This is a genomic window from Helicobacter bilis (assembly GCF_900198365.1).
Lineage (GTDB): Bacteria > Campylobacterota > Campylobacteria > Campylobacterales > Helicobacteraceae > Helicobacter_A > Helicobacter_A bilis_B.
On record NZ_FZMS01000009.1, the window covers coordinates 110,327 to 135,519 of the forward strand.

A 25,193-nucleotide genomic window follows, 5' to 3' on the forward strand; every position below is an offset into this window, starting at 1 on the left:
GCATATAAGTGGGTAGTATTATTGTATAGTCAAGTCTTTTTGGAATTTCTTGTGTGCGAATGCAGACACAATATATTCAAATATTTGTTATTAATTATTTACAAGAAAACTGCTAAATCATGAAAAAATGGAGAGGGGATAACTAGAATCATAAAGTATCGCAGTTAAATGATTTTATTAAGATCTAACAAAAAAATGGCCGGGAGAGAGGGATTCGAACCCCCGGAGGTGTGACCCTCAACGGTTTTCAAGACCGCCGCTTTCGACCACTCAGCCATCTCCCGCATACTCTAAAACATAGCAAACACTTTTTATGGAGGCGACACTCGGATTCGAACCGAGGAATCAAAGCTTTGCAGGCTCATGCCTTACCACTTGGCTATGTCGCCGATTATCTCATACATATAAAAGTGGTGCCCAAGACCGGACTTGAACCGGTACGGACTATGTCCGAGGGATTTTAAGTCCCTTGTGTCTACCATTTCCACCACCTGGGCAAACAAGTCTATGATGACAAAAACCATCATAGACTCTCTAGTCATATTTTCAAGGGTATATTAGTTACCCTTTACGATAGTGGTGTATTGACCATACAGACCAAGATAATTTTTAGCCTCTTGATCTATAAGCTTGATATCAGTGATACCACCAGCTTTAGCGGCAGCCTCCACAGAACAATCACCGAAAGCCACAAGACTTAAAATGCTTGTGCATGTAGCCGTGCCCTCTTTAGAATACTTAGCACTATCACCACCAACACCCTGTTTTACGCCTGTATATAAAGAACCCATAGGATATGGTGCAGCACAACCACTAATCAACAACGAACCAGCTAATAAAGAAGCAACTAACAACCCTTTTTTCATCATCTTATCCTTACAAAAAAATTAACAAAAATGGAGCGGGAAACGGGGATCGAACCCGCGGCCCCAACCTTGGCAAGGTTGTGCTCTACCACTGAGCTATTCCCGCAAAACAAATGAGGGTGAAGAATTATAGCATAAAAAACGATATTTTACAAAAAAAATATAAAATGGTGCGGAAGAGAGGAATCGAACCTCCATGCCTTGCGGCGCTAGATCCTAAGTCTAGTGCGTCTGCCAATTTCGCCACTTCCGCATAAAAACAAATTGAGATTATACCACAATAAACTTAAAATAAAATAAAATTTCTAGTAATTATTTGATTTTAATGCGGAATAAGATTGACACTTCTTTTTGTGTGAGTATAAATTTTTTAAATATATCATGCGTAGAAAACACGAACTTATGTTTGACTCTGAAAATAATATGAAAGATTAAGTATAAAGTCATATTGGGCTGATAAGCTGTGTTGGTCTTACATAAAAGACTATTGAGACGACTTTGCGTTACAAATCATCTCTCTTTTCATAGGACTTATGCTATAATCCAAACATTGTTTCAAAAATAGTGGTAAGAAAAACATGGTAAATAGAATATATTGTGCGACACAAGATGGACTAAATTCTAAAATCATTGAAGTTGAGGCGACTTTTACGCGTGGATTACCTACCTTTAATATCACAGGACTTGCTTCAAGCTCTATTAAGGAATCTCAACACCGCGTTACAAGCGCACTTGCTAATCTCTCCATAGATTTTCCACCGCTAAAGCTAACCATCAATCTCTCACCTTCAGATTTACCAAAAAATGGCAGCCATTTTGACTTACCCATCGCACTTTTGATAGCTGCGAGTAAAGAGAGTATTGTGCTTGATACATGGTTTGCCTTTGGTGAGTTAGGGCTATCTGGTGTGATAAAAAATGTGCCCTTAATCTATCCTATGCTACTTGATATTTCCCTGCAAAAGCCAAACGCAAAGGTTATTTTACCAAGTGAGGCAAGGTCGCTTTATAGCAAGATTCCAAATCTATCTATGTATTTTGCCAGTGATATATTAGAGGCACTTGAGATTCTAAGGGGGAATATAGCACAGGCAGATACAAGCAGTGATTTTGAGTTTAAATCTTTTAAGATTAATGATATGCCATTTTATTATGATACTTCTTTTGAGTTAGATTTTGCTGATGTGAAAAGTCAAGAAAGGGCAGTGAGGGCGGCATTAATTGCTGCATGTGGATTCCATAATATCTTGTTTGAAGGGAGTCCAGGCTGTGGTAAAAGTATGATTGCAAAGCGTATGCAATACATTCTCCCGCCACTTAGTCTAAAAGAGATGATAGAGAGTGTGAAACTACAAGCCTATAACGAGCAAACACTATGCTATAAGCCTATACGGAATTTTCGATCGCCCCATCAAAGTGCATCAAAAGCTAGTATTCTAGGCAGTGCGACGCACCTTAAGGTAAATCCGGGCGAGATCGCCCTAGCACATAATGGCATTATATTTTTTGATGAATTGCCATATTTCAAGCGAGATATTTTAGAATCTTTGCGAGAGCCACTTGAGAATAATCAGTTAGCTATCTCAAGAGTGCATTCAAAGGTTATATATGATACTTCATTTCTCTTTATCGGTGCGATGAACCCTTGCCCTTGTGGGAATCTACTTTCACCCACAAAAGAGTGTCGGTGCAAGGATTCTGAAATTAGAAGCTATCGAAATAATCTAAGTGAGCCATTTTTAGATAGAATAGACCTTTATATACAAATGCAAGAGCATATAGATACACCAAAACAAACTAGTGTTATAGAATCTAAAGATATGCAAAAAATTGTCTTTAGCGTATTTAAGCGACAAGTTGAGCGAGGGCAAATGGATACAAAGGGAAATATTATCTTTAATGGTAAGCTATCGCCTTTGCAAGTGGAGCAATACTGCCCGCTTAGCCCAGAGTGCAAGAATCTTTTAGACCAAGCAAAAGCAAGGTTTAATCTAAGCTATCGAGGCGAACAAAAGATAAGAAAAGTCGCTAGAACCCTTGCTGATATGCAAGATTCTAATAACATACAAAAAGAGCATATTTTAGAAGCCCTAAGCTATCGTAAGGTGTGAGTGATTCTAGTGATATGTTGATATTTGCCTATTATCCTTAGCTTTGTGTTACACTAACGGTTTGCTTGGATTATTACACAAAAGGTAAAACATGAAAGATGTAAATATACAGGATTTTAGTGGATCTGTTGCGATATTGCAACTTGGCGATTTACAGAATAAAGAGCGGGTAACAACATATATAAAAAGCATACCAAAACACAGCATTGTGCTTATTGGAGAATATGTTGTTGATAGCTTTTTTTCACAAGATTGGGGAATGAAGCCAGAATCTTGTCTTAAGGATAAACATAAACTTGATATATTTATGCATTTTTCAAAAAAATACGGACATACATTCATCGTGCCTTTTATACAGCATAAAAACAAGGGCTATTATAAGCAAATGGCAATAATCACGCAAGATGGCTTTGCCACCTACACACAACAGCGACTGATACAATATCCACATTGGAATGAGGCAAACTTTTTTTCTAATGATACAAAAAAGCTGCCAAAGTTACCCATGACTTTCATGGCAAATGGTATAAAATTTGGTATTTTATTTGGCTTTGAAGCACATTTTGATGAGTTTTGGATGGAGTTTAAGAAAGATTCTGTTGATGTTGTGTTGGTCGCAAGTGCAAGCACCTTTACTTCACAAAAGCGTTGGCAGAATCTACTCACAACACACGCTTTTACAAATTCCTGCTATGTGTTTAGGGCAAATCGCATAGGCACACATCATGCAAGCGATGGGCAAACATGGGATTTTTACGGACATAGCTTTGTGAGCTTAGGACAAGATATTATAGATTCTCTATTAAATGAAGAAGGCATGCTTTGTGTAGAGATTGACAAAGCTGCCTTAGAAGCACTTAAAAAAGAATGGGGGTTTAGAAGTTAACCCATTGTGATAGTTTGGGTTTAACAAAATATTTTTATATTGTTGTAGATTATACTTTTAGCTTAAAATTGTTGTGGTTAGAAAAACTTGAAAAGGAGGCAAGCAATAGACGGCATGATGAGGGAAGTTGATAATCCTTTATTTACATTGTAACAAGTTAGAGATAGCTTGTTACATGATTTTCTATAAAGGTTATCTTATGAGGAAACTTAAGAAAATCAAACTAATTTTACAGATTATACTTGTGAGCTTAAAGATTGTTGCAGTTTTGAGCTTAATTGTTAAAATGTGGAATTAGGTTTGACGTCCCCAAAAATAAAGGGGAGGGGGAATGAAGAAATGCTATTATAGCAGAAAGGTTGAAACATGAATAGTTTTTTGATTGTTTTGTTAATTCTTATACTTGTTGTCTCAATCATACTAGACATTATAAGAATAAAAACTGATAAGGAAGTTGAAAAGCGATTAGACAAGCTAGAGAAAGGAGCTAACAATGAGTAATAACATGATACAGCAACGCAAAAATGAAGTTATGGTTTTGCTTGAGAATAAAGAGATACAAGAGCGTTTATGTGCTTTATGCGGTAATGAAGCAAGTAAAGATAAGTTTAAAGCAAGTTTATTAAATATTGCATTAGATTCCAATTTATCTGCTTGTAGTATGCAAAGCATAGTTAAAGCAAGTTTAGATATAGCAGGGTTAAAGCTAAATCTAAATAAGAATTTAGGTAAAGCTTATATTGTGCCACGCAGTGTAAGGCAGGGCAATAGTTATGTAACTGAAGCTAGAATCGATATAGGCTATAAAGGTTGGCTAGAGTTAGCAAAGCGTAGCAAGTTAAGCGTAAAAGCACATAGCGTATTTGATTGCGATGAGTTTAGCTATAATGTAGTAGGTGTTGATGAGAATATGACATTAATCCCTAAATATGCTTAGATGAAACATGATTTTCTAAGCTATCTTGGCGTATGAAGTTATAAAACTTTGAAAACGAACTTATAAGATTACACACCTTCTAGCAAAAAAGGATTAAAAATGCTTATATAATGCAGGATAATTATCCCTGCACTAGACAAAGTAAAATTACACAAAGAATCTTATTTATATTTATTTAGTTGTAATTCATAACACGAGTCACCATCGCCAAGATTACAGCCCTTCTTATAAAACTCATGCGCTTTAACTATGTCATCTTCGCCCCCTTTCTCTGCATACATACTACCAGCAAAGTAGCAACTTGCCGCTTCACTCTTACCGCAATCTTGCAAAAGAATACTTAAAGCCTTTTCTTCAATCTCTTTTGCCCTCTCTATATCTTCATCAATGACAAAATCCCTTGCTAAACGATAACAGCCCCAGCCATCACCAAGATTACACGCACGATTATAAAGCTCTTGCTCACTCTCCACTATATCCGCCTTATTATTCGATACCATAATGCCAAGATATGTGCAAGATTCCCCATTATACTTATCTGCTACCGGACTAAAACAAGACTTTTGTAGCACTGCTTGTGCGTGTGAAATATCGGCCTCTTCCAGCGTCTCATAGGCATAATACCAGCATGCACGACCATATTCAAGATTACAAGCTTCCCGCAATAACTCCAATCCAAGATCTTCATTATGTTCTATCACACTTGCATACGAGCTTTGCGATACAAGTTTTGCTGCCTTATCACGCTTTTCATCTTGTAGGGTTTGCACTCTATTTTGCGACAACAATGTATTTACCCTAGCTTGTAAAGCCATGTCATCTTGTGTTAAAATCGCACTAGAAAGTAGCAATGTCTTTAATGTAAATAGCATGTTTTCTCCTTTCACCATCGTAGAATATAAGAATGCAATTATAGCTTAAATTCTATCGCAATTATTAAAAATACAACCTTAACACACATGTTATAGAAAATAGGTTTAATTCTGCTATAATTTTTCTATTTAAAGGATAAAGGGGGCTATAATGGCACAGACAAATACACTTCTAAGTGATTTACAATCAGCAATCAAAGGCAATACAATAAATCGTGATATGGTTGATAGATTCGCAGAACAAGAAAAGAATGAAAGCATACAAATCAGTCAAATGGTGCGTGGAAATCTAGCGAATTTTGAAGCAACAGATAAGCCTGTCTATAATGCACTAAGTGCGTTGAAAAATGCGGTAAATGACATTAATCCAAGTAATTTTAAACTTTCATTTTTTGATAAATTATTTGGTAAAAGTAATTTTATGCAAAAATATTTTGATAAATTTCAAGAAAATCAAGCCTTGCTTGATGAGCTGATAAAAAAACTTGAAGAAGGCAAACAAATCCTTTTAAGAGACAATGTTGCCTTAGAGATTGAAGCAACAAAAAACGCAGAACTTGCAGAAAAAATAAAAGCACAACTACAACTCGCCCTAGAAGCTAATAACTATATAGAATCTTTACTAGCTGAAGGGGCAAATAATCAAAACATAGCTACACAAAACACACAACTACTCGCACAGAATCTAACTCCACAAAATACAGAATCTAGCACAGCCATCACGCAGACAAGCACACAAGATTCTATACGAGATGTTTATGCGGTGGTTACTTCACAAGAGATTAGCCCAGAAAAACGCCTAGAAATACAAAATCAAATCCTTTTTCCATTGAAGCAAAAAATCACAGACTTTCAACAACAAATCCTAGTCCATACGCAAGGTGAAATCGCCATTAAAACACTTATTAATAATAATAAAGAGCTTGCAAATAGCGTAGATAGGACAAAAAGCGTAACGCTTAATGCCCTAAATGTCGCAATTATTACCGCACAAGGGCTAGACCAGCAGCAAAGAGTGTTAAAAGCAGTCAATGATATTAACGCAACAACAAGTGATTTACTCGCACAAAATGCTGCAAACCTAAAGCAGCAGGGCGTAGCTATACAGCAAGGTGCTGCAAATGCAATGCTTGATATGGAAAAACTTAAAAAAGCATTTGATGATGTGCTAAGTGCGATGGAAGATACACAAAACTTTAGAATCAACGCCTTGCCAAAAATGCAAGAAAACATTCAACTCTACAATCAATACATTGATGAAATGAGCGAAAAAAAGAAAAAGGTGATGGGGTAGTTTAGCTATATATTAATCGTGTGAAAATAGGCGTTTGGAAATCCGATTTTGCTATGTTTTGGTTATATAAGTGTAAGCGTGGAATATAAAAGTTATATACTTTATATATAGTTTTTACCGAATCAAGACTAGGATTAAAGCTATTTGTATTTAAGTCCTACAATATCTCATGTCGCCTTTCCGGTAGGGTTTCCATTCTATTTTAGTCGGGCTAACAATAAATATGCTATAATTAATCTCATTATTATTCTAAGGATATGCTATGACAAGATACATGCGGATATTTGATTCTTTTTATTTATTATTGCTTGGTGTTGGGGTTGGCGGTATTATTGCCTGTGGGGCGTTTGCTGCACCGATTATTTTTAATATCAATAAGTTTATCCCTACATTTTCAGAGATGGATAGTGGGCTTGTTATGGGGAAAATATTTGTGCGTTTGAATGCGTATTTGATGTTTTTAGCGATTATTATGGCGTTATATGAGGGCTTTAGCTTTTTTGCGAAGATTCTAAAATGTGATATTTTGTATTCAAATTTTTGGCTTATTTTAGGTGTGCTTAATATTGTGCTTATCGTCTTATTTGTGTATTATTATACGCCTTTTATTTTAGACACACAGAATCTTTTGAGTGAAAATTTTGCGAGTATGCACGAACAAAGTGTGTGGGTATTTAAAGCTTTAATGTTTGGCTTAAGCGTATTGCTTATATGGAGGGCTTATCTTCTGCACTATATTCCACAAAGCCCTAAAAAGTAGTTTTAATGTTGTAGCTTATTAATTATTTTATTCTACAATATGTGAATTTAAATTTAAGGAGAAGTCATGTTTCATGAATACAGAGAAGAGACTACATATCTCAAACAGCACAACGCACATTTTGAAAAGATTTTTAATGAGCATAATGACTTAGACCAAAAGATACAGAATGCGGAAAATGGTATAGAACATCTAAGCAATCAAGAAATCGAAGTGCTAAAAAAGCAAAAACTGCATTTGAAAGACCAAGCTTATGCAATGATACTTGAGCATAGAAAAGCCCATCCAAAAGCCTAGCATACGCGACACACAACCATAAGATAGCAGAATCTGCTATCGCCCTGATTTACTCCAAACTCTCATGCAATTTTGAAGCTTTTATATAATATCAGTTTTCACACAACACTAAGGAAAGACATGAACTTTATCATTTTATTTAGTCCCAGTGAAGATAAGATTCTAAACAATGATGATTTTCTCAAAGAAGTATCTATGCCAGAGATAATGCCACCCGCTTTTTTAGAATCTTTATGGGAAAATGAGATGTTAAATACTCATAGAACAAATATTATGCAACGCTATTATGAAAACTTATGTAAGATTTTAGAACATAGAGATAAGGCTTTGCTAGAATCTCTATATGGTGCAAAAGGATTTAATGATAAAAATATTTTTGATTTATATGCCGCCTTGCATTCTAAAAAACTATTAAAGGCGATAGAGATTTATAGTGGCGTAGCATTTCAAGGATTATCTTTTAGCACATTAGCACAGAATGCCAAAGATTTTATCTTAGAAAATGTGCTTATTTTTAGCAATCTATTTGGTGTGATAAGGGCTAGTGATTTGATCCCCTATTATAAACTAAAGCAAGGCACAAAGACAAAGTCTCTCACATTAAAAGACATTTATGCCCCATTTATCCTACCTTTAGAAAAAGCAATGCAAACAAAAGATTATGTGATTGATTTGCGTGCTGGAATCTATACGAAACTTTTTAAGCCAAAGTTACCCCATTTCTTTTTTGAGTTTCAAAAAAATGGAAAAACCATAAGTCATTATGCAAAGCTATATCGCGGAAAAATATTGCACTCAATCGCACAAGATGGGTGCAATCAATCTGCATTAGAATCTTTTGAAAAGTGCTTTGAATATCTTTGCTCTGTACATAACACAGACTTTAGATTCCATAGCTATACGCAAAAGGCTAATTGTTCTACTCTGTGTTATGAGATTCTATCTTAAAGAGAGATTATATAGTCTTACTAAACCGCTTTGTGATATTTTTCACAAGATAAGTATCAAAAACCATTGCAATATTTCTAATCAGCATTTTTCCCGTTGGGCTTATTTGAATGCTATTAGAATCTATTGTAAGCAACCCAAGCTCACACATAGGCTTTAAAGATTCAAATTCACTTGAAAAATGCGTGATGCAATCAATACCAAAACTCTCATTAATCGCTTTAAAATCAAGCTTTGCATTATTCATTAAACTCATAATCACTTCTTTACGCAATATATCTTCAGGACTTAAAAGAATGCCTTGTGCTACAGGCAAAATGTTGTTATCAAGGCTATTTTCATAATTCATCATGTCTTTGTGATTTTGCGTATAGTAATCCACCCCTTCGCCAATAGAAGTCAGCCCAATCCCAATAGTCTGTGAAAAGCCCTTTGTTGTGTAACCTTGAAAATTCCTACGCAATTCCCCCTTATTTTTTGCGATAGATATGCTATCACTCTTTTTTGCAAAGTGATCCATACCTATCATTTCATAGTCATTAGCATGTAAAAATTCAATGGTATTTTGCAGAATCTTTAGCTTCTCTTCTGGGCTAGGCAGGGTCGTCTCATCGATTTTACGCATACTCTTTTTCACCCATGGGACATGTGCGTAATTAAAAATTGCAAGTCTTTCTGGGCTAAGTTTTATAACAGATTCTAAAGTATTTGCAAAGCTTTTTTCACTTTGATAGGGCAAACCATAAATAAGATCAAAATTAATAGAATCTATACCATATTTTCTAGCCAACGCCACGCTACTTTCTACAAGGCTAAAGGGTTGGATTCTATTAATATGCTGCTGCACATTTACATCAAAGTCTTGCACACCAAAGCTTATGCGATTAAAGCCACAATCCTTTAGCACACGCATTTGGTCTTCACCAAAATGGCGAGGGTCTATCTCACAGCTTATTTCACAAGATTTGGCAAAATTTGGGAAAGTGTGCTTTATCATTTGTGTAATGATTTGTAATTGCTTTGCATCAAAAAATGTGGGCGTGCCACCACCAAAATGAAACTGCGCCACCTTTCTCTTTGTATCCATAGAATCTTTAAGCAAAGCTAGCTCTTTTTCTAAATACTTTATATACCGCTCTTTTTTATCCTCTTTGCTTGTATATATCACATTACAACCACAAAAATAACACGCGCTTTTACAAAATGGCAAATGCGTATATAGCGATAAATCCTTGTCTTTATACTTAGAATCTGCTCGACTAAAAGATTCTAAAAGAGTGTTTGCATTAAAGTCTTTATTAAACTCATTTGCAGTAGGATAGCTTGTATATCTTGGTCCGGGCTTTGAGTGCTTTGCTAATGTTGAAAAATCAATAGATTCATACATATCATTCCTTTATTGCCTGTTGAATACTTTTTGGGTTTAAGATTTGTAATTATATCTAAAGCAAAAAGGAATGTGTTAATACGCAAAAGAAACATAAGAAAGCATTGGGGTTTTGTTTTTTAGTTTCTGTGTAGTTATTATGTCTTATAAAAATTGCAATATTTACAAGCAAACGACTCGCGTTAGCTATTCTAAACACATACTATAATCTGCCTGTTTTATCTTATAAAAATCTTTGTTTGAGACTAGTTTGCCATTACCACATACTGCTTGTATTATCGCATTATTTTCATACAGAATTTCAATGTTAAGTTTTTCATTCTCATCATAAAATTTTGTAACGCCGTTTAGTTTTCCGTCTTTAAAAGTTTGTTCTATTATAATCTTTGCATTTTCATCATAGGTTATTGTAAGCCCATGTAGTTTATCATTAGAAAATGTTGCACTCTCTTGTAAGATTCCATTTTGATAGTAACTTCTTCTCACACCTTCTGCCTTATGATTCTTATATATAGTTGTTTCTTGTATCTCTCCATTTTCATAATAGAGAGTTTCAATACCTTCTTTATTATTATTTTTATATCTTGTTTCACTGGCAATATTCCCATTTTCATAATAGCATGTCACTACACCATCAAGCATATCATGATGATAAGTCGCCTTGCATTCGATATTCCCATTTTCATGATAAAATATTGCTTCACCATGCATTTTGCCATTATGATAGGGTATCATGTCTGCCAACTTCCCATTTTTATAATATCCTTTAAAAATGCCATTTATTTCATTGTTTTTAAACGGCAACTCTTCCTCAATCACACCATTTTCATAAAATTTTCGCTCAACACAGCCTATTTGCTTGTCGTTATAGCTTTGACATTCTTTTAAGCTGTGGTATTCTTGTTGGTATTCGCTTGGGCTTTGTAAAAACAAAAGTGTATAAAAAGCCTTTAGAATTATGTGTTGCATTGTAAATTCCTTATATTAAATGGATTTAAATTATAATCAAAGATTCTAAAATTCATCTTTACACCACACACTTATAAAATTGTGGATTTAAGTTTTTGTTATTTTAAGCTATGGTTGAAAAATCTCCTTTAGATTCTATATTAGATATTTAGCTATGCTTAATGACAATCTATCAAATCTAAACAGATTCTAAAATATTTCCTAAGATTCAAATATGTTTTTTACTCATTCTACTTTTTCGTAATAATATATCCATCTCCAAAGAGACCGGGCTGCATAGAATCTGGCACAATAGCTTCAGCACTCACCTTTCTTGTATTCACATCAACAGCTGGGTATATCTTATAAATCTTTGCTTCTCTCTCCACGCCTTTGCCATCGATTTTATAGCGATAAATATCACCGACTTTTACATCTGGTAAATATTTAGAATCAAACTGGATAATCATCTTTTTTTCATTGCTAATCAGGCGAAAAAGCTTCGTTTGATTTGCCCCCACACCATCGCCTAGCTCGATATTGCGACTAGCGATCACCCCATCAAATGGTGCGATAAGTGTTGTCCGCCGTAAAAGCTCACTTTGATATTTAAGACTATATTGCAGGTTATTATAGGTGCTCTCAAGATTCTTGTAGTTTGAGTAGTTTTGCTCTAGTGTATTTTTATCGATAGCATTTCCACTCTTTTTGAATCTTTCATATTGTTTTTTTGCAAAAATGTATTGTGCCTTTGCACCCTCTAGCTGTGCTTTTTGCATATTGACATTTTGTATTTTATCTTCATTTGAGAGTGAGAGAAGTGCATCATCTTTTTTGACTTCTGTCCCCACATCAACATAGATATTTGACACAATGCCGCTTGTATCCATCATGAGATTAGAATCTCTTACTGCTGCCACATTAAACACCCCATAAACTTCTGCTCCAAGCATAATCTGCATACTTACAAAAAATGTGATAAATAACCGCATACTATTCCTTATGTATAGAATCTATGTTGATTCTATTATGTCTTTGAAAGTGTTATTATATACAAAAATTTGCGATAGATTTTAAATTTTAGAATGTAAAAGTTATGCTTCATCATAGTCTAAATAAGGCTTGTTTAATAGCTTTATATATGTTTTGTCTGTATTAATTCTTTTATGGGTTATATTCTTTATTAGCTTTTTATTCTCTTTATAGATTCTAAGCTTTCGCTTTCTTTTTGGATTATTTTTTGCTTGTATGAGTGAGATTTTATAAACAAGGATATGTGATGAGACTACTTTTTATTATTGGTTGTATTGCAAGTGTTATAGCACTCTCTGGTTGTGCTGCAAAAAAGCAAAAGCCCTCTGGTGTGTTTGTCAGCACAAAATGCGATATGGTATGTAGCAACACAGAATGTAATCAAGTTTGCACACAAGTTGAAGGCACTTTGAAATAGAGAATATTTAAGTTCTGTGTTAGAAACATACTTTTTTGTGAGTAAGGGTTTTAGATTCTACGCCTTTACTAGGTAGCATGAGGCTTCCTGTGTATTTTGGCAAGATTTTAGAATAAAATCCTTAATTTTAAATGAGTTTAGAAAATAGGCTAGGAATTGTATATACAAGCTTACACAATCTAAAATGGGTGCATATTTAGAATCTTAGATTTTTCCATTTTGTATTAATATATCTCGACATTCATTTACTGCTGATACAAATTCATTGCCATTGTGTATATTGCTGATGAAAATTCTGCTAGATTCTGTGTATTTATTATTTATTGAGATTTTGTAAGCATGTAGTATGTATGCAAAAAAGCCGGTATAAAATGAAGCACCGCCAAAATCACTCCAAAGTAATACCACGAATGCCCTTAGTCCATGGTAAAAAGCCATTATAATACCACACACCCCTTGTGTCAAAATAGACATACTGCACACGATATGATATAAAAGTTAGAGCGACTATGATTATCTGTATAAGTGCTAGACACATTAAGATAAATGTATGTGAATACAAAGTATAATACAATACCATGAACAAAAAGGCATGTATAAGACCAACTTTAACATACGCAATAAAAGATATGCCATACTTTTTAGAGACAAAATTATCTAAATCAAATGCTTGATTTGAGTTTAGTGCTTCTGTATTTTCCATGCTTTAATCCTTGTGTTAAAATATTAAAGCAGCGATTTTACAAAAAAAAAAAAACAAGTCAAGCGATTTTAGTCGTTATCTTCTGGTTTCAATATATTTGTATTTAAATTTGTTGTTTGCGGGATTTTGGTATCAATGAGCCATACATAACTCAAGCGATTACTGAATCTATGCGGTTTTAATTCGGCATGTAAATAACCATTCTCTGGTTTAATACTGCCGATTGTGCCAACTTGCACATCTTCAAAAAAGATTCCATCTAGCCCACTTGTTACCACACTATCCCCACTTTTAATGCTCTGCCATGCAGGGATATAATCAATGACAATCTCGCCATTCTCCATGGTGCGCAAGGTCCCCGGGACTCGATTTTCCCCAATATATACGCTATAACTGCAATCTTCATCGCCATTTAAGATTCCAAGCATGTGATTATCCACCATTTTAGCAATGCCGATTGCATAGCCATCTTTTACAAGTCCAAATATCTTTGGCTCATCACTTATATATGTATAATCCATCCAAATCTTTGTATATGTCCCAAGTGTCTTGTAGGATAGCACTTTTACTAAATGCACATCGGGGTCTAGATAATGTCTCTCACTCTCAAGGGCGTAATAAAGATTATCAAACTCTGCTTGCAGTGCTTTGTATTTTATAGAATCTGTTTCTAATTGTGTGATTTTTTCTCGCATATCTTTTATTTGTGCGGCTTGATTCATATAATCATTAATAAAGAGTGTTATGCCCTCTTTTTTATCGTTGTAGTATTTTTTGATTTGTAGTGAAATACTAAGGGTGTATTGTTGTAAAAATGGCACATATCCAAATGCTATGGCTATAATAAGGCATAGTGTAGCAATAATAACATAGAATCTTCTCACACTACATGCCTATTTTAGAATCTAACTTCTTGCTGCAATCTTTTCAAGCATGTCTAAATTACCCATCGCTTCACCCGTGCCTTTTGCCACAGCGAGTAAAGGCTCATCACCGACATATACAGGAAGCTTTACAATGTCTGAAAAATATTTATCAAGATTGCGTATTAAAGCACCACCACCAGTTAGCACAATGCCATTTTCTACAATATCCCCTGCTAAATCTGGTGGGACTTCCTCTAGCACGCCCCTTAGGGCACTTCCCATTTCTTTAATAGGATCTTTGATCGCTTCTCTTATATCTTCACTTGTTAATTCAATAGAATTTAAAAGCCCGCTTACTTGATCTCTACCCTTTACTAACTTCACTAAAGGTGTATCAAGTGGTGCGGCACAACCAATCTCTATCTTAATCTCTTCCGCGGTTCTATCACCAATAAGCAGGTTAAACTTTTTACGGACATATTCCATAATCGCTGTATCGAGTTTATCTCCTGCGATTCTAATCGATTTTGAGATAACAAGCCCACCAAGTGAAAGCACACCAATTTCAGTTGTCCCACCGCCAATATCAACGACAAGGCTGCCTTGTGGCTCTTGTATAGGTAATCCCGCACCAATGGCTGCTGCAAGTGGCTCTTCTATAAGAAATACTTCTCTAGCCCCAGCACTCATAGCAGATTCTTTAACTGCCTTTCTCTCAACAGAGGTAAGCCCATAAGGCACACACACCATAATTCTAGGTCTAACAAAGGACTTTCTTTTATGCGCCCTTTCTATGAAGTATCGTATCATCTTTTCAGTAATCTCAAAATCTGCGATAACACCATCACGCAAAGGTCGTATAGCACGGATATTATCCGGTGTCTTTCCTATCATTTCCTTTGCTTCTTTACCAACTGCTAGAATCTCTCCATCGCGATATTTATCGACTTTCACTGCTACGATGGAGGGCTCATTGATTAGAATCTCATGTCCTTTTATCATCACAATCGTATTTGCAGTCCCCAAATCGATCGCAATATCATGTGAAAACCAACCGACTAATTTATTTAAAAACACTTTGTAATCTCCTTATTAATAACTATATAGCTTTTGTCTTTTTCTTTTTGATTAAAATAGGCTTTTCAAGCTTATCTACGCATTTGCGTGTAATGATGACTTCATATCCGCTAAGATTGGGCAGGTCAAACATAATATCAAGGCTAAAGTCTTCAACAATAGCACGCAATCCTCTAGCACCCGTCTTTCTCTCCATAGCAAGTTCTGCAATCCGTTCAATCGCTTCATCTTCAAATACAAGCTTTGCCCCATCAAGCTCAAATAGCTTTTGATACTGCTTTATAATCGCATTTTTTGGCTGTGTTAAGATTGAAATCATAGCTTCCTTACTTATAGAATCTAGCGTTGCAATAACATGTAATCGCCCTATAAGTTCTGGTATTAAACCAAAACTCACTAAATCATCAGTTTCAATCTTATGCAGGATATTTTCTTCATCTGCTTGTTGTTTAGGATTAGAATCAAAACCTAAGACATTATTGCCTAGTTTTCGTTTAATAATATCTTCTACCCCATCAAATGCACCACCACAGATAAAAAGAATATTGCTTGTATCCATTTTGATAAACTCTTGATTTGGGTGCTTTCTCCCACCTTTTGGAGGGATATTTACAACACTTCCTTCAATAATCTTTAATAAAGCTTGTTGCACTCCCTCGCCTGATACATCACGCGTAATAGATCTATTTTCAGAAAGTCTAGAGATTTTATCAATCTCATCGATGAAAACAATGCCCATTTCAGCGCGTTTTAAATCATAGTCTGCTGCTTGTAAAAGACGCGTTAAAATATTCTCCACATCTTCGCCAACATATCCAGCCTCTGTAAGAGAAGTAGCATCAGAGATTGCGATAGGAATATCAAGGAATCTTGCTAAGGTTTGTGCCATAAGAGTTTTACCGCTACCTGTTGGACCTATGAGTAAAATATTTGACTTTGATAACTCTACATTTTCTTCTAAATCCGTTACATTGACGATAGTTTCATCTGTTTTAGCGGCTACTCTTTGTTGGTGCAATAATCTTTTGTAATGATTATAGATTGCTACACTAAAGACCTTTTTAGCTTGTTCCTGCCCTACTACATATTCATCTAAATGTGCTTTTAGCTCTTTTGGTGATGGCACATCATCTAAGCCCCAAGATTCTGAATTTGTAATGCTATTTTCACTACTAAACAGCGTTGTATAGATAAAAACCGCACATGCCTTACATATATAAGCTTTTGTTCCAGTAATTTTTTCATTACTTGATACTATAGGATTTGGTTTAGATTTCTTTTTGCCACAAAAGCTACATGTTTCACTCATTTAACTCACCTCTTTTATAGGGTATGCCTCTCTCAGATGCTAATATAAACTCACAAATTTTAATAATATGCGTATTATTTTCCATACCTTTTGCTACTTCAAGTTCCATAGCGGCTAAATCACGCAAACTTTTATCGCCGGAAAATAAACGCTTATATAACGCATCAATCATATCAATTTGATCTCTTTCCATAATCTTTCGCATACGGAATCTATTAAGCCCGATAATACGCGCTCTATTGCCCTCTGCCATGCAATAAGGCGGGATATCTTGCGACAGGGCAGAAGCCCCAGCTACCATTGCCCCCTCGCCAATCTTTACAAACTGATGCACAGGTGTCATACCGCCTATATTCACATAATCTGCGACATGGATATGTCCGCCAAGTGTTGCATTATTTGCCAAAATATTATGACTACCTACAATGCAATCATGGGCTATATGCACATATGCCATGAAAAGATTATCATTGCCTATTTTTGTGATATTGCCACCACCTTCTGTGCCCGGATTAAACATGCAAGATTCTCGAATCGTATTATTATCTCCAATCTCTAGCACACTCTCTTCGCCTTTATATTTTAAATCTTGCGGTGGTGTGCCAATCACAGCATTAGGAAATATCTTATTATTCTTACCAATAGTTGTATTTCCCATAATTGTTACATGATTATAAAGATAGCTTTTTTCACCAATGCTTACATTACCCTTAATTACACTATAATCCCCTATTATTGCGTTTGCTCCAATCTTAACATTCCCCTCTATAACCGCTGTCTTTGCGATTACAGCAGTTGGGTGTATAACGACATTATTAGTCATATAAAACCTTTTAAAATCTTAAACTTATTTATTATGTGAATCTGTTACCATAGCCTTTAATTCCGCCTCACTCACAAGAGAATCGTCAACATAAGCCCTGCCTTGCAGCTGCCATACATTACTTCTTTGCTTCATCACTTCCATATGATAGGTCAAGCGATCTCCGGGTCGCACAGGCACACGAAATTTCACATTATCAATTGTCATAAAATACACAATCTTATCTTTACTCGTGTCAAAGTCAAGCCCCCAAGTGCTAACAAAAGCTAAGATTCCACCAGCTTGTGCCATTCCCTCAATAATCATAACGCCCGGATATATTGGCTCTTTTGGAAAATGTCCCAAAAATACTTCCTCATTAATTGTTACATTTTTATAGGCTCTAATCTCTTTATGTGGATTAAGAGAAAGCACCCTATCTACAAGCAACATGGGGTAGCGATGCGGTAAAACTTGCATGATTTTGTCGATATTTAGATTCTCATAAATTTGTAGTTGGTTTTCATTATCCATGTGGCAACCCTAAAAAGTGAAAATTTTTGGCTAATTGTAACACAAAATATTTTTAAATTGATTATTTTTCTATGCTATATAAGCGAAAAACAATGTGTTTTATACAAAATGGAATAAAACTTTTAAATATTGTAAAACTTTTAGATTCTATCCTTTTGTTATTTTCGCTAAATATGACTTAATGAAAGTCTATATACACCAAAAACTTGTAAGCAAAATAAAAAGCTTGCCTTGTAGATTCTATATTGTATCACATGTTTCTTGTAGAGAAAATACAAAATAATCATAAATATAATAAAGTGATTTTATAAATAGCACATGGATATTAAATCAAATCACAACAAACAAAGCAATCAAATATAAACTCCCCACATTTAAATACTTCTTTCATACTCTCAAAACAATGATTTTATCCATGATAATTTGGAGCTTCTTTAGTAATCACTACATCATGCACATGGCTTTCTCTTAAACCTGCTGAAGTAATCTCAACAATGCGTGCATTCTCCCATAGAGTAGGAATATCTTTTGCACCAAGATAGCCCATACATGAACGCAATCCACCAACAAGCTGATGCAATACACTAGCGATTTTACCACGATAAGGCACTCTGCCTTCAATCCCTTCTGGCACAAGCTTTTCTTGTGCTGTGCCTTCTTGAAAATATCTATCGCTGCTGCCCCTTTGCATTGCCCCAATGCTTCCCATACCACGATAGCTTTTATATTGTCGTCCTTGAAAGATGACTAAATCACCCGGACTTTCTTCTGTGCCTGCAAGCAGTGAGCCTATCATAACGCTTGATGCACCAACTGCTAGGGCTTTTGCTACATCGCCACTATATTTAATCCCACCATCTGCAATGATTGGAATCTGATATTCTTTTGCCACTCTAGCACAACCATCAATGGCTGATACTTGAGGCATACCAACACCTGCTACAATCCTTGTGGTGCAAATGCTACCCGGTCCTATACCAACCTTTATTGCATCAGCCCCTGCTAGGATTAAATCTTTAGTCGCTTCACCTGTAACGACATTGCCAACTATCACATCAACATCAAGCTTTGATTTAATCTCTTTTAGCGTATTAATCACATTTTTAGAGTGTCCATGAGCGGAGTCAAGCACCAAAACATCAACTCCAGCTTCAACCAACGCACTAGCCCTATCAATCTGATTCACACCGACAGCAGCCCCAACTCTTAATCTACCTAGAGAATCTTTATTTGCATTTGGATATTCAATACATTTTTGAATGTCTTTGATAGTAATTAAGCCATGAAGCACATTATTTTCATCAACAAGCGGTAATTTTTCAATGCGATTTTTATGCATAATGTCCTTTGCTTTCTCAAGGCTAATGCCTACATGTGCGGTAATAAGAGGGGATTTTGTCATTACTTCGCCTACAAATTTATTAAAATCTGTTTCAAAGCGAGTGTCTCTATTTGTTAAGATTCCAATAAGACATTTATTAGAATCTACCACAGGCACACCAGAGATACTATAAGTTTGCATAATAAGTTCGGCATCATTTAAAGTCTTGTCAGCAGTGATAAACACAGGGTCATTAATGATGCCGCTTTCACTCTTTTTTACCTTGCGGATTTCTTTGACTTGAGATTCTATATCCATGTTTTTATGTATGATACCTATACCACCAAGCCTTGCCATAGCAATGGCACTTTTATGCTCTGTAACGGTGTCCATCGCAGCACTTACAAAAGGAATGTTAAGACTTATATTGCGTGTAAGCATGGATTGTGTGCTTACCTCTTTTGGTATCACTTCAGAATATGCGGGAATGAGTAGAATATCTTCAAATGTCAATGCCTTTGTGATTAGATTCATAATGTGCCTCTCTTGTAATGTGGAATGAATGCAAATATTTTACTTTATAAAAAATAATGATTAGTTTTTCATTTTTTTAAATCAAATGAAAATGTGCTAGAATCTTGCTTTATTTTACACTTAAGGAAATCTATGGTTTTAGCAGATGGGGTTTTAATGGATGGCAAAAAGCTTGCAAGTAAGATTGAAGAAGACATTATAAAGGAAACAAAAGAGCTAGCAATAAAAGGCATTGTCCCAAGTCTTGCCGTGATTCTAGTAGGCAATGATAGTGCTAGTCAAACCTATGTTACAATGAAGGCAAAGGCATGTAAAAGGGTTGGCATTACCTCTATTCTTTATGAAATGCCTACAAACACAAGTGAGCAAGACCTGCTTCAAACAATTGATAGCCTAAATAAAAATGATCAAATCGATGGAATCTTAGTTCAGCTGCCATTACCAGGACATATTAATGCCTCAGAGATTCTTGATATGATCGCACCACATAAAGATGTAGATGGATTCCATACACAAAATAGTGGTAAATTGCATAGCGGCTTAAAGGGCTTTGTGCCTGCTACACCGCTTGGTGTTATGACATTACTTAGGCATTATAATATTGATATTAAAGGTAAAGATGTGTGTATTGTGGGTGCTAGTAACATCGTGGGTAAGCCACTTTCAGCCTTAATGCTGAATGCAGGGGCAACAATTAGTGTGTGTCATATTCTCACAAAAGATTTGAGTTTTTATACAAAAAATGCGGATATTGTATGCGTTGGTGTTGGTAAGCCAAATCTCATTACAAAAGACATGGTAAAAGAGGGGGCTATCGTAGTAGATATAGGTATCAATCGCTTAGAGAATGGAAAGATTGTAGGCGATGTAGATTTAGAGAATCTTATCTCACATTGCTCCTATATCACACCTGTGCCGGGCGGTGTAGGACCTATGACTATTGCATCTTTACTGCAAAATACACTAGAGAGCGCAAAAAAGCGACCTAAACGATAATATCAATCGGGTAATGTTAAAAGGTATATTTTATGCTTAAGAAAAAGGCTTTAGATTCTGGAGGTTTATATGCGTTTTAAAATGTTATTTGCATTATGCGTGAGTATGGTATTTTCTTATGGTGGGGCTGCATTTGAGAGTGATAGCTATTTGATTTGGATTAGCTCAAGGTGTCCAGAGCAAAGCACAACTTGCACGAGTGTTACCTATAATCAAACAAGTAAAAGCAATGGAAAATCCATTGTCATTGAAGGCGGAGAGCCAATAGTTGGCTCACTCTCTAAGAATCTTATCGGCTATACTTTCTATGATTTACAGACAAAGCATTCTTATGAACTATCAATGGATTTAGATGGATTCTATATGCTTTATATTAGACGCTACCCTAAACCATCAACAAAAGAGAAAGTTAAAAGAATTAGTGATAATGACTATCAAGCAAAGTTAGCTAAGATTAGAAAGTAGTTTTGTTTTTTGTTTTAAAATTAACACTTTAAAGTCTTTCTTAAGTATTCTTTATGAAAGTAGATTTAGCAACACTATTTGAGAGATATGGATTCTATACTTCTATTATGATTTAGAATCTCAATTAATTGGAATCCAAACAGGATAAAGCAATGAAGTCTTTACAAACCATCTCACAAACAATCCAGCACAAGTTGCGACAAATCTATTTTATAAACACAAGACAGAATAAGACAAACTTTTTTGCCATAGAGATTCCATTAAAGCACTACATTATCCTTATTTTCATATTGCTTGTGCTTTGTTCCTACAATCTTTTTACAAAATATCAAACTTTTCTAGCCCTAAAGCAAGGGCATGTCTTTGAGGCAACAATACTTTTGCACTACACAAAAAAGGAAAATAGCGAGAGATTTAAGCTACAAGATTCACAAGGCAATATATTCTATGCGACATATAAGGGGAAGTTTAAGCAAATAGCAGGTAAAAAGGCTCTTGTGTATGGCAAGATTTATAAATGCAGTTTTTTGCAATTTTTGCGTAGTTGTAATATCTATAACTCAAGCCTATCACTTCTCCCAAGCGTTGATAAAAAGCAGTTTTTGCGACATTTTATTAACGCTCAACATGAAGATAAACTAGCAGCAAATCTATATAATACCCTATTTTTTGCAGACAATCTTGAAAAGCCTTTAAGGCAGGGGGCTATTGTCTTTGGATTAGCCCATTTGATTGCTATTAGCGGCTTTCATCTTGCTATCTTAAGCTTTATATTTTATGCTCTTATTTGCCCTATCTATTTTATATTTCATCGCTATTTTTGCTATCGTAATGCGGTGTATGATTTAGGTTTGTTGGGGCTTATTTTTGTATTCTTTTATCTTGTATTGATTGACTTTCAGCCAAGTTTCTTACGGGCATTTATTATGGCATGTTTTGCGTATATGATACTCTTTTTTGGATTGCAAGTTACAATTTTTTTGAATCTTTTCTTATGCGTTTTATTTGGACTTGCATGGAATGTTAGCCTTTTATTTCACATTGGCTTTTTGCTCTCTGTGGCTGGGGTATTTTGTATCTTTTTATTTATGCGGCATTTTGCTAGTATGAGTGCAAACTATAAGGGGCTAAAAAAGTTTGTATTTGGCGTTGTGCTATTTAATTGCATTATTTTTTTGCAAATGATTCCTATCACGCATTACTTTTTCCCGCAATTCTCACCTTATCAAATCATCTCAATACCACTTAGCATTCTTTTTGTTTTGCTCTTTCCATTTGTTATCATCGCACATATTTTTGGCTTCGGAGATATATTTGATTCTGTAATTTTATGGGTTATATCACACGAATTTTCTTCATCCATGCTTTATACACCTTTATGGTTTTTGCTCTTTTATCTTTTGTTATGTCTATTTGCTATGCGATTTTTATGGGCGTATGTTGCAAGTCTTATTTGTGCGTCTATATTTTATGTGATAAATTTAGTATTGTTTTTTAGCTAGATTGTTTTATCTTATATGTATCTAAGCTATAATGTCAGCTTTAGATTCTAAGATATGAGACAAAAAATGCAAAGCAAAATAGTTTTTGGTTTATTGTTTGGTGGTGTATGTGTGGCGACACTTATGCTGTATCAAGCTTATTTATTTAATATATTGATTGCATTTTTGCTTTGTGTTGCTACGATTTGGTTAAAACATTGGTTGCAAAACTATGTAAAAAATGCACTCTTAGCATCTCTATTCGCACTTTTGCTTATGATAGGATTGGTATTTATACCTGTATTATTTGTGTGTTATCGTGCATTCTTGGGCGTAAAAATGATTAATTGGACTACTTTGCAAAGTATGTTTGACCAATCAAAACTAGCTTTACAGAATCTTGCTGAAAAACTACCTTTTATACAAGATTATTTACCTTCATTACTGAATGAAATCTCATTTGGCAAAATATCTGGTGTTGTTTTAAAAATATCTAGCATAGTGGGAGAGAATGGCTTAAAATTTATTATCGATGGCTTTGTTATTATTGTATTTTTATTTGTATTTTTTTACTTTGGAGAGCGACTTTATGTGTATATGAAACGCATATTGCCATTTGAAGAAGCACAGATTAATGAAGTGGCAATGGAAGTTAGCGGGACTTTGCGGCTTGTATTTCTCTCTACTTTTTTTAATGTTGTTATGCAGGGGACTGCATTTGGGATTATTGCGTATTTTTTTGGTTTTGATGGAGTTTTGCTTGGTATTTTGTATGGAATCTGCTCTATGATTCCAATTGTTGGCGGGGTGATTGTATGGCTGCCAATATGTGCTATACTTGTATATCAGGGCGATATTAAAGGTGCGGTAATTGTTGGGCTTTATAGTGCGGTATTTATCGGCTTTATAATCGATAATATTGTAAAGCCATGGCTTATAGGCATTGTGAATAAACGCATTTTACGCACACCTTTACAGATTAATGAGTTTGTGATATTCTTTGCGATTTTAGCGGGTATTGGGGCGTTTGGCTTTTGGGGTATTATCATTGGACCTGCGATTACAGCGCTTTTCATCGCTTTATTGCGTGTGTATGAGCATGAATTTGTAGATAAAAATAAGGAAATGATATGATAAAAGTTGCAGTTCTTGGGACAAGTGGCTATGGCGGCGCAGAGATTCTTAGAATCTTAAACGCACATGATGAAGTAAAGCTTAATTATTTTGGGGCAAATACACAATCTGGACAAAGGATAGATAAAAGCTTAGGGCATTTTTATAAACACTTTGATTCTATCATGGATAATAAGAACTTAGAATCTGTGTGTGAAGAAAATGACTGCATTCTAGCGGCAACCCCGCATGATTTTTTAGCAAAAATACTCACAAAAGATATGCTAAAAAAATGTGTAATTATTGACTTATCCGCAGACTTTCGCTTGAAAAATGCTAAGAAATATGAAGAGTATTATAACTTCACTCACCCAAATATTTCTTTACTACAAGATTCTGTATATGGGCTAAGTGAGCTTTATAGAGATAGCATTAAAGAAGCAAATCTCATAGCAAATCCGGGCTGCTATCCTACTTGTAGCACATTATGTATTGCTCCATTTTTAAAGCATGGAATCATTGATAAAAAAAGCATTATAATCGATGCAAAAAGTGGGGTATCAGGGGCTGGTCGTAGCACAAAGCTAGATAATCTCTTTTGTGAAGTGCATGAAAATGTGAAAGCCTATGGACTGATAAACCACAGACATACAGCAGAAATTGAAGAGAATTTATCTATCATTTCAAATAGTGAAATCACGCTTAGCTTCACACCGCATTTAATCCCTATGAATCGCGGCATTTTAATCACTGCTTACGCACAATTAGAGAGTAAATATGAGAGCATTACAGAGAAAGAGATACAAGAGATTCTTACAAATTTCTATGCCAATAGCTATTTTATTAGAGTGCTAGAATATGGCGTAGCACCGCAAACGCGTTGGGTTAAAGGGAGTAATTTTGTCGATGTGAGTGTATGTCTTGATAAACGAAATAAGCGATTAATCATGATGGGAGCTCTTGATAATCTTGTAAAAGGTGCAGCAGGACAAGCCATACAGAATCTTAATATCCGCTTTGGATTTACAGAACATAAAGCTTTGGGGCAATTACCTTTGTTTCCATAGATTTTTTGGTGTGATTTAATTATTCTTGTAATGATTGAAGGATTTAATAATGCAAAACTACATAAGAAACTCTTTGTATTATAGTTTTGATTATTTTTAAGAATGTGTAAGCTAAAATATGTTTCAGTAAAATTAGGCTCAATATGCTAATTATCGATGTATCTTCAAT

Annotated in this window: 26 protein-coding genes and 5 tRNA genes; 13 read left to right on the plus strand and 18 right to left on the minus strand. The window is 35.0% G+C overall.

Features of this window, described 5'->3' with window-relative positions; all coding sequences use genetic code 11:
* Nucleotides 1-196: 196 nt before the first annotated feature.
* The 6 genes from C6H08_RS01870 to C6H08_RS01895 all read right to left on the minus strand — a co-directional run bounded on the left by C6H08_RS01870 (nt 197) and on the right by C6H08_RS01895 (nt 1,119).
* A tRNA-Ser gene (locus C6H08_RS01870) sits at nt 197-284 on the minus strand.
* A 30-nt stretch (nt 285-314) separates the two neighbouring features.
* Nucleotides 315-389, minus strand: a tRNA-Cys gene (locus C6H08_RS01875).
* A 22-nt stretch (nt 390-411) separates the two neighbouring features.
* Nucleotides 412-497, minus strand: a tRNA-Leu gene (locus C6H08_RS01880).
* 60 nt (nt 498-557) lie between these two features.
* Nucleotides 558-866 carry a TRL-like family protein gene (locus C6H08_RS01885; RefSeq protein ID WP_034565632.1) on the minus strand — a complete coding sequence of 103 codons (309 nt, stop codon included), beginning with the start codon at nt 864-866 and terminating at the stop codon, nt 558-560.
* Between the two features lie 31 nt (nt 867-897).
* Nucleotides 898-972: transfer RNA gene (locus C6H08_RS01890), tRNA-Gly, on the minus strand.
* A gap of 62 nt (nt 973-1,034) precedes the next feature.
* Nucleotides 1,035-1,119, minus strand: a tRNA-Leu gene (locus C6H08_RS01895).
* A 325-nt stretch (nt 1,120-1,444) separates the two neighbouring features.
* Between C6H08_RS01895 and C6H08_RS01900 the strand changes: the two genes are divergently transcribed.
* The 3 genes from C6H08_RS01900 to C6H08_RS01910 all read left to right on the plus strand — a co-directional run bounded on the left by C6H08_RS01900 (nt 1,445) and on the right by C6H08_RS01910 (nt 4,800).
* Nucleotides 1,445-2,977: a YifB family Mg chelatase-like AAA ATPase gene (locus tag C6H08_RS01900; protein WP_034580217.1), complete on the plus strand. Its 1,533-nt coding sequence runs from the start codon at nt 1,445-1,447 to the stop codon at nt 2,975-2,977.
* A 91-nt stretch (nt 2,978-3,068) separates the two neighbouring features.
* The gene (locus tag C6H08_RS01905; protein ID WP_052093009.1) at nt 3,069-3,863 is read left to right on the plus strand and encodes a carbon-nitrogen hydrolase family protein; all 795 of its coding nucleotides are present in this window, start codon (nt 3,069-3,071) and stop codon (nt 3,861-3,863) included.
* A 493-nt stretch (nt 3,864-4,356) separates the two neighbouring features.
* On the plus strand, nt 4,357-4,800 hold the full coding sequence (locus C6H08_RS01910) for a recombinase RecT (RefSeq protein ID WP_034580216.1): 444 nt from the start codon (nt 4,357-4,359) through the stop codon (nt 4,798-4,800).
* Between the two features lie 161 nt (nt 4,801-4,961).
* On the opposite strand, the gene C6H08_RS01915 is transcribed toward C6H08_RS01910, so the two are convergent.
* The gene (locus C6H08_RS01915) at nt 4,962-5,672 is read right to left on the minus strand and encodes a tetratricopeptide repeat protein (protein WP_034565635.1); all 711 of its coding nucleotides are present in this window, start codon (nt 5,670-5,672) and stop codon (nt 4,962-4,964) included.
* Between the two features lie 151 nt (nt 5,673-5,823).
* Between C6H08_RS01915 and C6H08_RS01920 the strand changes: the two genes are divergently transcribed.
* The 4 genes from C6H08_RS01920 to yaaA all read left to right on the plus strand — a co-directional run bounded on the left by C6H08_RS01920 (nt 5,824) and on the right by yaaA (nt 8,971).
* Entirely contained in the window at nt 5,824-6,966 is a 1,143-nt protein-coding gene (locus C6H08_RS01920) for a toxic anion resistance protein (RefSeq protein WP_034580215.1), read from the plus strand.
* Between the two features lie 262 nt (nt 6,967-7,228).
* Complete coding sequence (locus C6H08_RS01925) at nt 7,229-7,726, plus strand: DUF4149 domain-containing protein (RefSeq protein WP_034565637.1); 498 nt, start codon at nt 7,229-7,231, stop codon at nt 7,724-7,726.
* A gap of 66 nt (nt 7,727-7,792) precedes the next feature.
* Complete coding sequence (locus C6H08_RS01930; protein ID WP_034565638.1) at nt 7,793-8,023, plus strand: YdcH family protein; 231 nt, start codon at nt 7,793-7,795, stop codon at nt 8,021-8,023.
* A gap of 120 nt (nt 8,024-8,143) precedes the next feature.
* A complete protein-coding gene (gene yaaA / locus C6H08_RS01935) occupies nt 8,144-8,971 on the plus strand; it encodes a peroxide stress protein YaaA (RefSeq protein WP_034580214.1) in 828 nt (275 codons plus the stop codon).
* 7 nt (nt 8,972-8,978) lie between these two features.
* Here yaaA and hemN read toward each other — a convergent pair whose 3' ends face one another.
* The 3 genes from hemN to C6H08_RS01950 all read right to left on the minus strand — a co-directional run bounded on the left by hemN (nt 8,979) and on the right by C6H08_RS01950 (nt 12,298).
* Nucleotides 8,979-10,358 (minus strand): oxygen-independent coproporphyrinogen III oxidase, encoded by a 1,380-nt coding sequence (gene hemN / locus C6H08_RS01940; RefSeq protein ID WP_034565640.1) that lies wholly within the window; start codon nt 10,356-10,358, stop codon nt 8,979-8,981.
* Between the two features lie 186 nt (nt 10,359-10,544).
* The gene (locus C6H08_RS01945; protein ID WP_034580213.1) at nt 10,545-11,327 is read right to left on the minus strand and encodes a toxin-antitoxin system YwqK family antitoxin; all 783 of its coding nucleotides are present in this window, start codon (nt 11,325-11,327) and stop codon (nt 10,545-10,547) included.
* 230 nt (nt 11,328-11,557) lie between these two features.
* A complete protein-coding gene (locus C6H08_RS01950; protein WP_034580212.1) occupies nt 11,558-12,298 on the minus strand; it encodes an efflux RND transporter periplasmic adaptor subunit in 741 nt (246 codons plus the stop codon).
* A 287-nt stretch (nt 12,299-12,585) separates the two neighbouring features.
* Between C6H08_RS01950 and C6H08_RS01955 the strand changes: the two genes are divergently transcribed.
* Nucleotides 12,586-12,756 carry a hypothetical protein gene (locus C6H08_RS01955; RefSeq protein WP_004088155.1) on the plus strand — a complete coding sequence of 57 codons (171 nt, stop codon included), beginning with the start codon at nt 12,586-12,588 and terminating at the stop codon, nt 12,754-12,756.
* 204 nt (nt 12,757-12,960) lie between these two features.
* On the opposite strand, the gene C6H08_RS11745 is transcribed toward C6H08_RS01955, so the two are convergent.
* The 8 genes from C6H08_RS11745 to guaB all read right to left on the minus strand — a co-directional run bounded on the left by C6H08_RS11745 (nt 12,961) and on the right by guaB (nt 19,902).
* The gene (locus C6H08_RS11745) at nt 12,961-13,164 is read right to left on the minus strand and encodes a hypothetical protein (RefSeq protein WP_233708435.1); all 204 of its coding nucleotides are present in this window, start codon (nt 13,162-13,164) and stop codon (nt 12,961-12,963) included.
* Nucleotides 13,145-13,459: a hypothetical protein gene (locus C6H08_RS11750; protein ID WP_233708436.1), complete on the minus strand. Its 315-nt coding sequence runs from the start codon at nt 13,457-13,459 to the stop codon at nt 13,145-13,147. Before C6H08_RS11750 ends, C6H08_RS11745 begins: the two co-directional genes overlap by 20 nt.
* Before the next feature lie 68 nt (nt 13,460-13,527).
* Nucleotides 13,528-14,343: a rod shape-determining protein MreC gene (gene mreC / locus C6H08_RS01965; protein ID WP_034565348.1), complete on the minus strand. Its 816-nt coding sequence runs from the start codon at nt 14,341-14,343 to the stop codon at nt 13,528-13,530.
* A gap of 21 nt (nt 14,344-14,364) precedes the next feature.
* Nucleotides 14,365-15,402, minus strand: coding sequence for a rod shape-determining protein (locus C6H08_RS01970; RefSeq protein WP_034565345.1), 1,038 nt, complete (start codon nt 15,400-15,402; stop codon nt 14,365-14,367).
* 22 nt (nt 15,403-15,424) lie between these two features.
* Entirely contained in the window at nt 15,425-16,711 is a 1,287-nt protein-coding gene (gene clpX, locus C6H08_RS01975) for an ATP-dependent protease ATP-binding subunit ClpX (protein ID WP_034565342.1), read from the minus strand.
* Complete coding sequence (lpxA, locus tag C6H08_RS01980; RefSeq protein ID WP_034565340.1) at nt 16,704-17,534, minus strand: acyl-ACP--UDP-N-acetylglucosamine O-acyltransferase; 831 nt, start codon at nt 17,532-17,534, stop codon at nt 16,704-16,706. The genes clpX and lpxA overlap by 8 nt, the downstream gene beginning before the upstream one ends.
* A 24-nt stretch (nt 17,535-17,558) precedes the next feature.
* On the minus strand, nt 17,559-18,047 hold the full coding sequence (gene fabZ, locus C6H08_RS01985) for a 3-hydroxyacyl-ACP dehydratase FabZ (RefSeq protein ID WP_034580211.1): 489 nt from the start codon (nt 18,045-18,047) through the stop codon (nt 17,559-17,561).
* A gap of 409 nt (nt 18,048-18,456) precedes the next feature.
* A complete protein-coding gene (gene guaB, locus C6H08_RS01990) occupies nt 18,457-19,902 on the minus strand; it encodes an IMP dehydrogenase (protein ID WP_034565336.1) in 1,446 nt (481 codons plus the stop codon).
* A 132-nt stretch (nt 19,903-20,034) separates the two neighbouring features.
* Between guaB and folD the strand changes: the two genes are divergently transcribed.
* From folD to argC, 5 genes are all read left to right on the plus strand, one after another.
* The gene (folD, locus tag C6H08_RS01995) at nt 20,035-20,898 is read left to right on the plus strand and encodes a bifunctional methylenetetrahydrofolate dehydrogenase/methenyltetrahydrofolate cyclohydrolase FolD (RefSeq protein ID WP_034565332.1); all 864 of its coding nucleotides are present in this window, start codon (nt 20,035-20,037) and stop codon (nt 20,896-20,898) included.
* 69 nt (nt 20,899-20,967) lie between these two features.
* Nucleotides 20,968-21,363: a hypothetical protein gene (locus C6H08_RS02000; protein ID WP_034565330.1), complete on the plus strand. Its 396-nt coding sequence runs from the start codon at nt 20,968-20,970 to the stop codon at nt 21,361-21,363.
* 152 nt (nt 21,364-21,515) lie between these two features.
* Entirely contained in the window at nt 21,516-22,865 is a 1,350-nt protein-coding gene (locus C6H08_RS02005; protein WP_052100041.1) for a ComEC/Rec2 family competence protein, read from the plus strand.
* Between the two features lie 54 nt (nt 22,866-22,919).
* On the plus strand, nt 22,920-23,978 hold the full coding sequence (locus C6H08_RS02010; RefSeq protein ID WP_233708437.1) for an AI-2E family transporter: 1,059 nt from the start codon (nt 22,920-22,922) through the stop codon (nt 23,976-23,978).
* The gene (gene argC, locus C6H08_RS02015; protein WP_034580210.1) at nt 23,975-25,024 is read left to right on the plus strand and encodes an N-acetyl-gamma-glutamyl-phosphate reductase; all 1,050 of its coding nucleotides are present in this window, start codon (nt 23,975-23,977) and stop codon (nt 25,022-25,024) included. The genes C6H08_RS02010 and argC overlap by 4 nt, the downstream gene beginning before the upstream one ends.
* The last annotated feature ends 169 nt before the right edge of the window (nt 25,025-25,193 follow it).

Bases quoted from the DNA above. Each gene is read 5' to 3' on its own strand.
- C6H08_RS01950 (WP_034580212.1), bottom strand. From the start codon at position 12,298: ATGCGGTTATTTATCACATTTTTTGTAAGTATGCAGATTATGCTTGGA.
- argC (WP_034580210.1), top strand. From the start codon at position 23,975: ATGATAAAAGTTGCAGTTCTTGGGACAAGTGGCTATGGCGGCGCAGAG.
- C6H08_RS02005 (WP_052100041.1), top strand. From the start codon at position 21,516: ATGAAGTCTTTACAAACCATCTCACAAACAATCCAGCACAAGTTGCGA.
- C6H08_RS02010 (WP_233708437.1), top strand. From the start codon at position 22,920: ATGAGACAAAAAATGCAAAGCAAAATAGTTTTTGGTTTATTGTTTGGT.
- C6H08_RS01905 (WP_052093009.1), top strand. From the start codon at position 3,069: ATGAAAGATGTAAATATACAGGATTTTAGTGGATCTGTTGCGATATTG.
- C6H08_RS11750 (WP_233708436.1), bottom strand. From the start codon at position 13,459: ATGGAAAATACAGAAGCACTAAACTCAAATCAAGCATTTGATTTAGAT.
- C6H08_RS01915 (WP_034565635.1), bottom strand. From the start codon at position 5,672: ATGCTATTTACATTAAAGACATTGCTACTTTCTAGTGCGATTTTAACA.
- C6H08_RS01945 (WP_034580213.1), bottom strand. From the start codon at position 11,327: ATGCAACACATAATTCTAAAGGCTTTTTATACACTTTTGTTTTTACAA.
- guaB (WP_034565336.1), bottom strand. From the start codon at position 19,902: ATGAATCTAATCACAAAGGCATTGACATTTGAAGATATTCTACTCATT.
- lpxA (WP_034565340.1), bottom strand. From the start codon at position 17,534: ATGACTAATAATGTCGTTATACACCCAACTGCTGTAATCGCAAAGACA.
- fabZ (WP_034580211.1), bottom strand. From the start codon at position 18,047: ATGGATAATGAAAACCAACTACAAATTTATGAGAATCTAAATATCGAC.
- C6H08_RS01930 (WP_034565638.1), top strand. From the start codon at position 7,793: ATGTTTCATGAATACAGAGAAGAGACTACATATCTCAAACAGCACAAC.
- yaaA (WP_034580214.1), top strand. From the start codon at position 8,144: ATGAACTTTATCATTTTATTTAGTCCCAGTGAAGATAAGATTCTAAAC.
- C6H08_RS01955 (WP_004088155.1), top strand. From the start codon at position 12,586: ATGAGACTACTTTTTATTATTGGTTGTATTGCAAGTGTTATAGCACTC.
- C6H08_RS02000 (WP_034565330.1), top strand. From the start codon at position 20,968: ATGCGTTTTAAAATGTTATTTGCATTATGCGTGAGTATGGTATTTTCT.
- C6H08_RS01900 (WP_034580217.1), top strand. From the start codon at position 1,445: ATGGTAAATAGAATATATTGTGCGACACAAGATGGACTAAATTCTAAA.
- folD (WP_034565332.1), top strand. From the start codon at position 20,035: ATGGTTTTAGCAGATGGGGTTTTAATGGATGGCAAAAAGCTTGCAAGT.
- C6H08_RS01925 (WP_034565637.1), top strand. From the start codon at position 7,229: ATGACAAGATACATGCGGATATTTGATTCTTTTTATTTATTATTGCTT.
- C6H08_RS01920 (WP_034580215.1), top strand. From the start codon at position 5,824: ATGGCACAGACAAATACACTTCTAAGTGATTTACAATCAGCAATCAAA.
- hemN (WP_034565640.1), bottom strand. From the start codon at position 10,358: ATGTATGAATCTATTGATTTTTCAACATTAGCAAAGCACTCAAAGCCC.
- C6H08_RS01885 (WP_034565632.1), bottom strand. From the start codon at position 866: ATGAAAAAAGGGTTGTTAGTTGCTTCTTTATTAGCTGGTTCGTTGTTG.
- C6H08_RS01910 (WP_034580216.1), top strand. From the start codon at position 4,357: ATGAGTAATAACATGATACAGCAACGCAAAAATGAAGTTATGGTTTTG.
- clpX (WP_034565342.1), bottom strand. From the start codon at position 16,711: ATGAGTGAAACATGTAGCTTTTGTGGCAAAAAGAAATCTAAACCAAAT.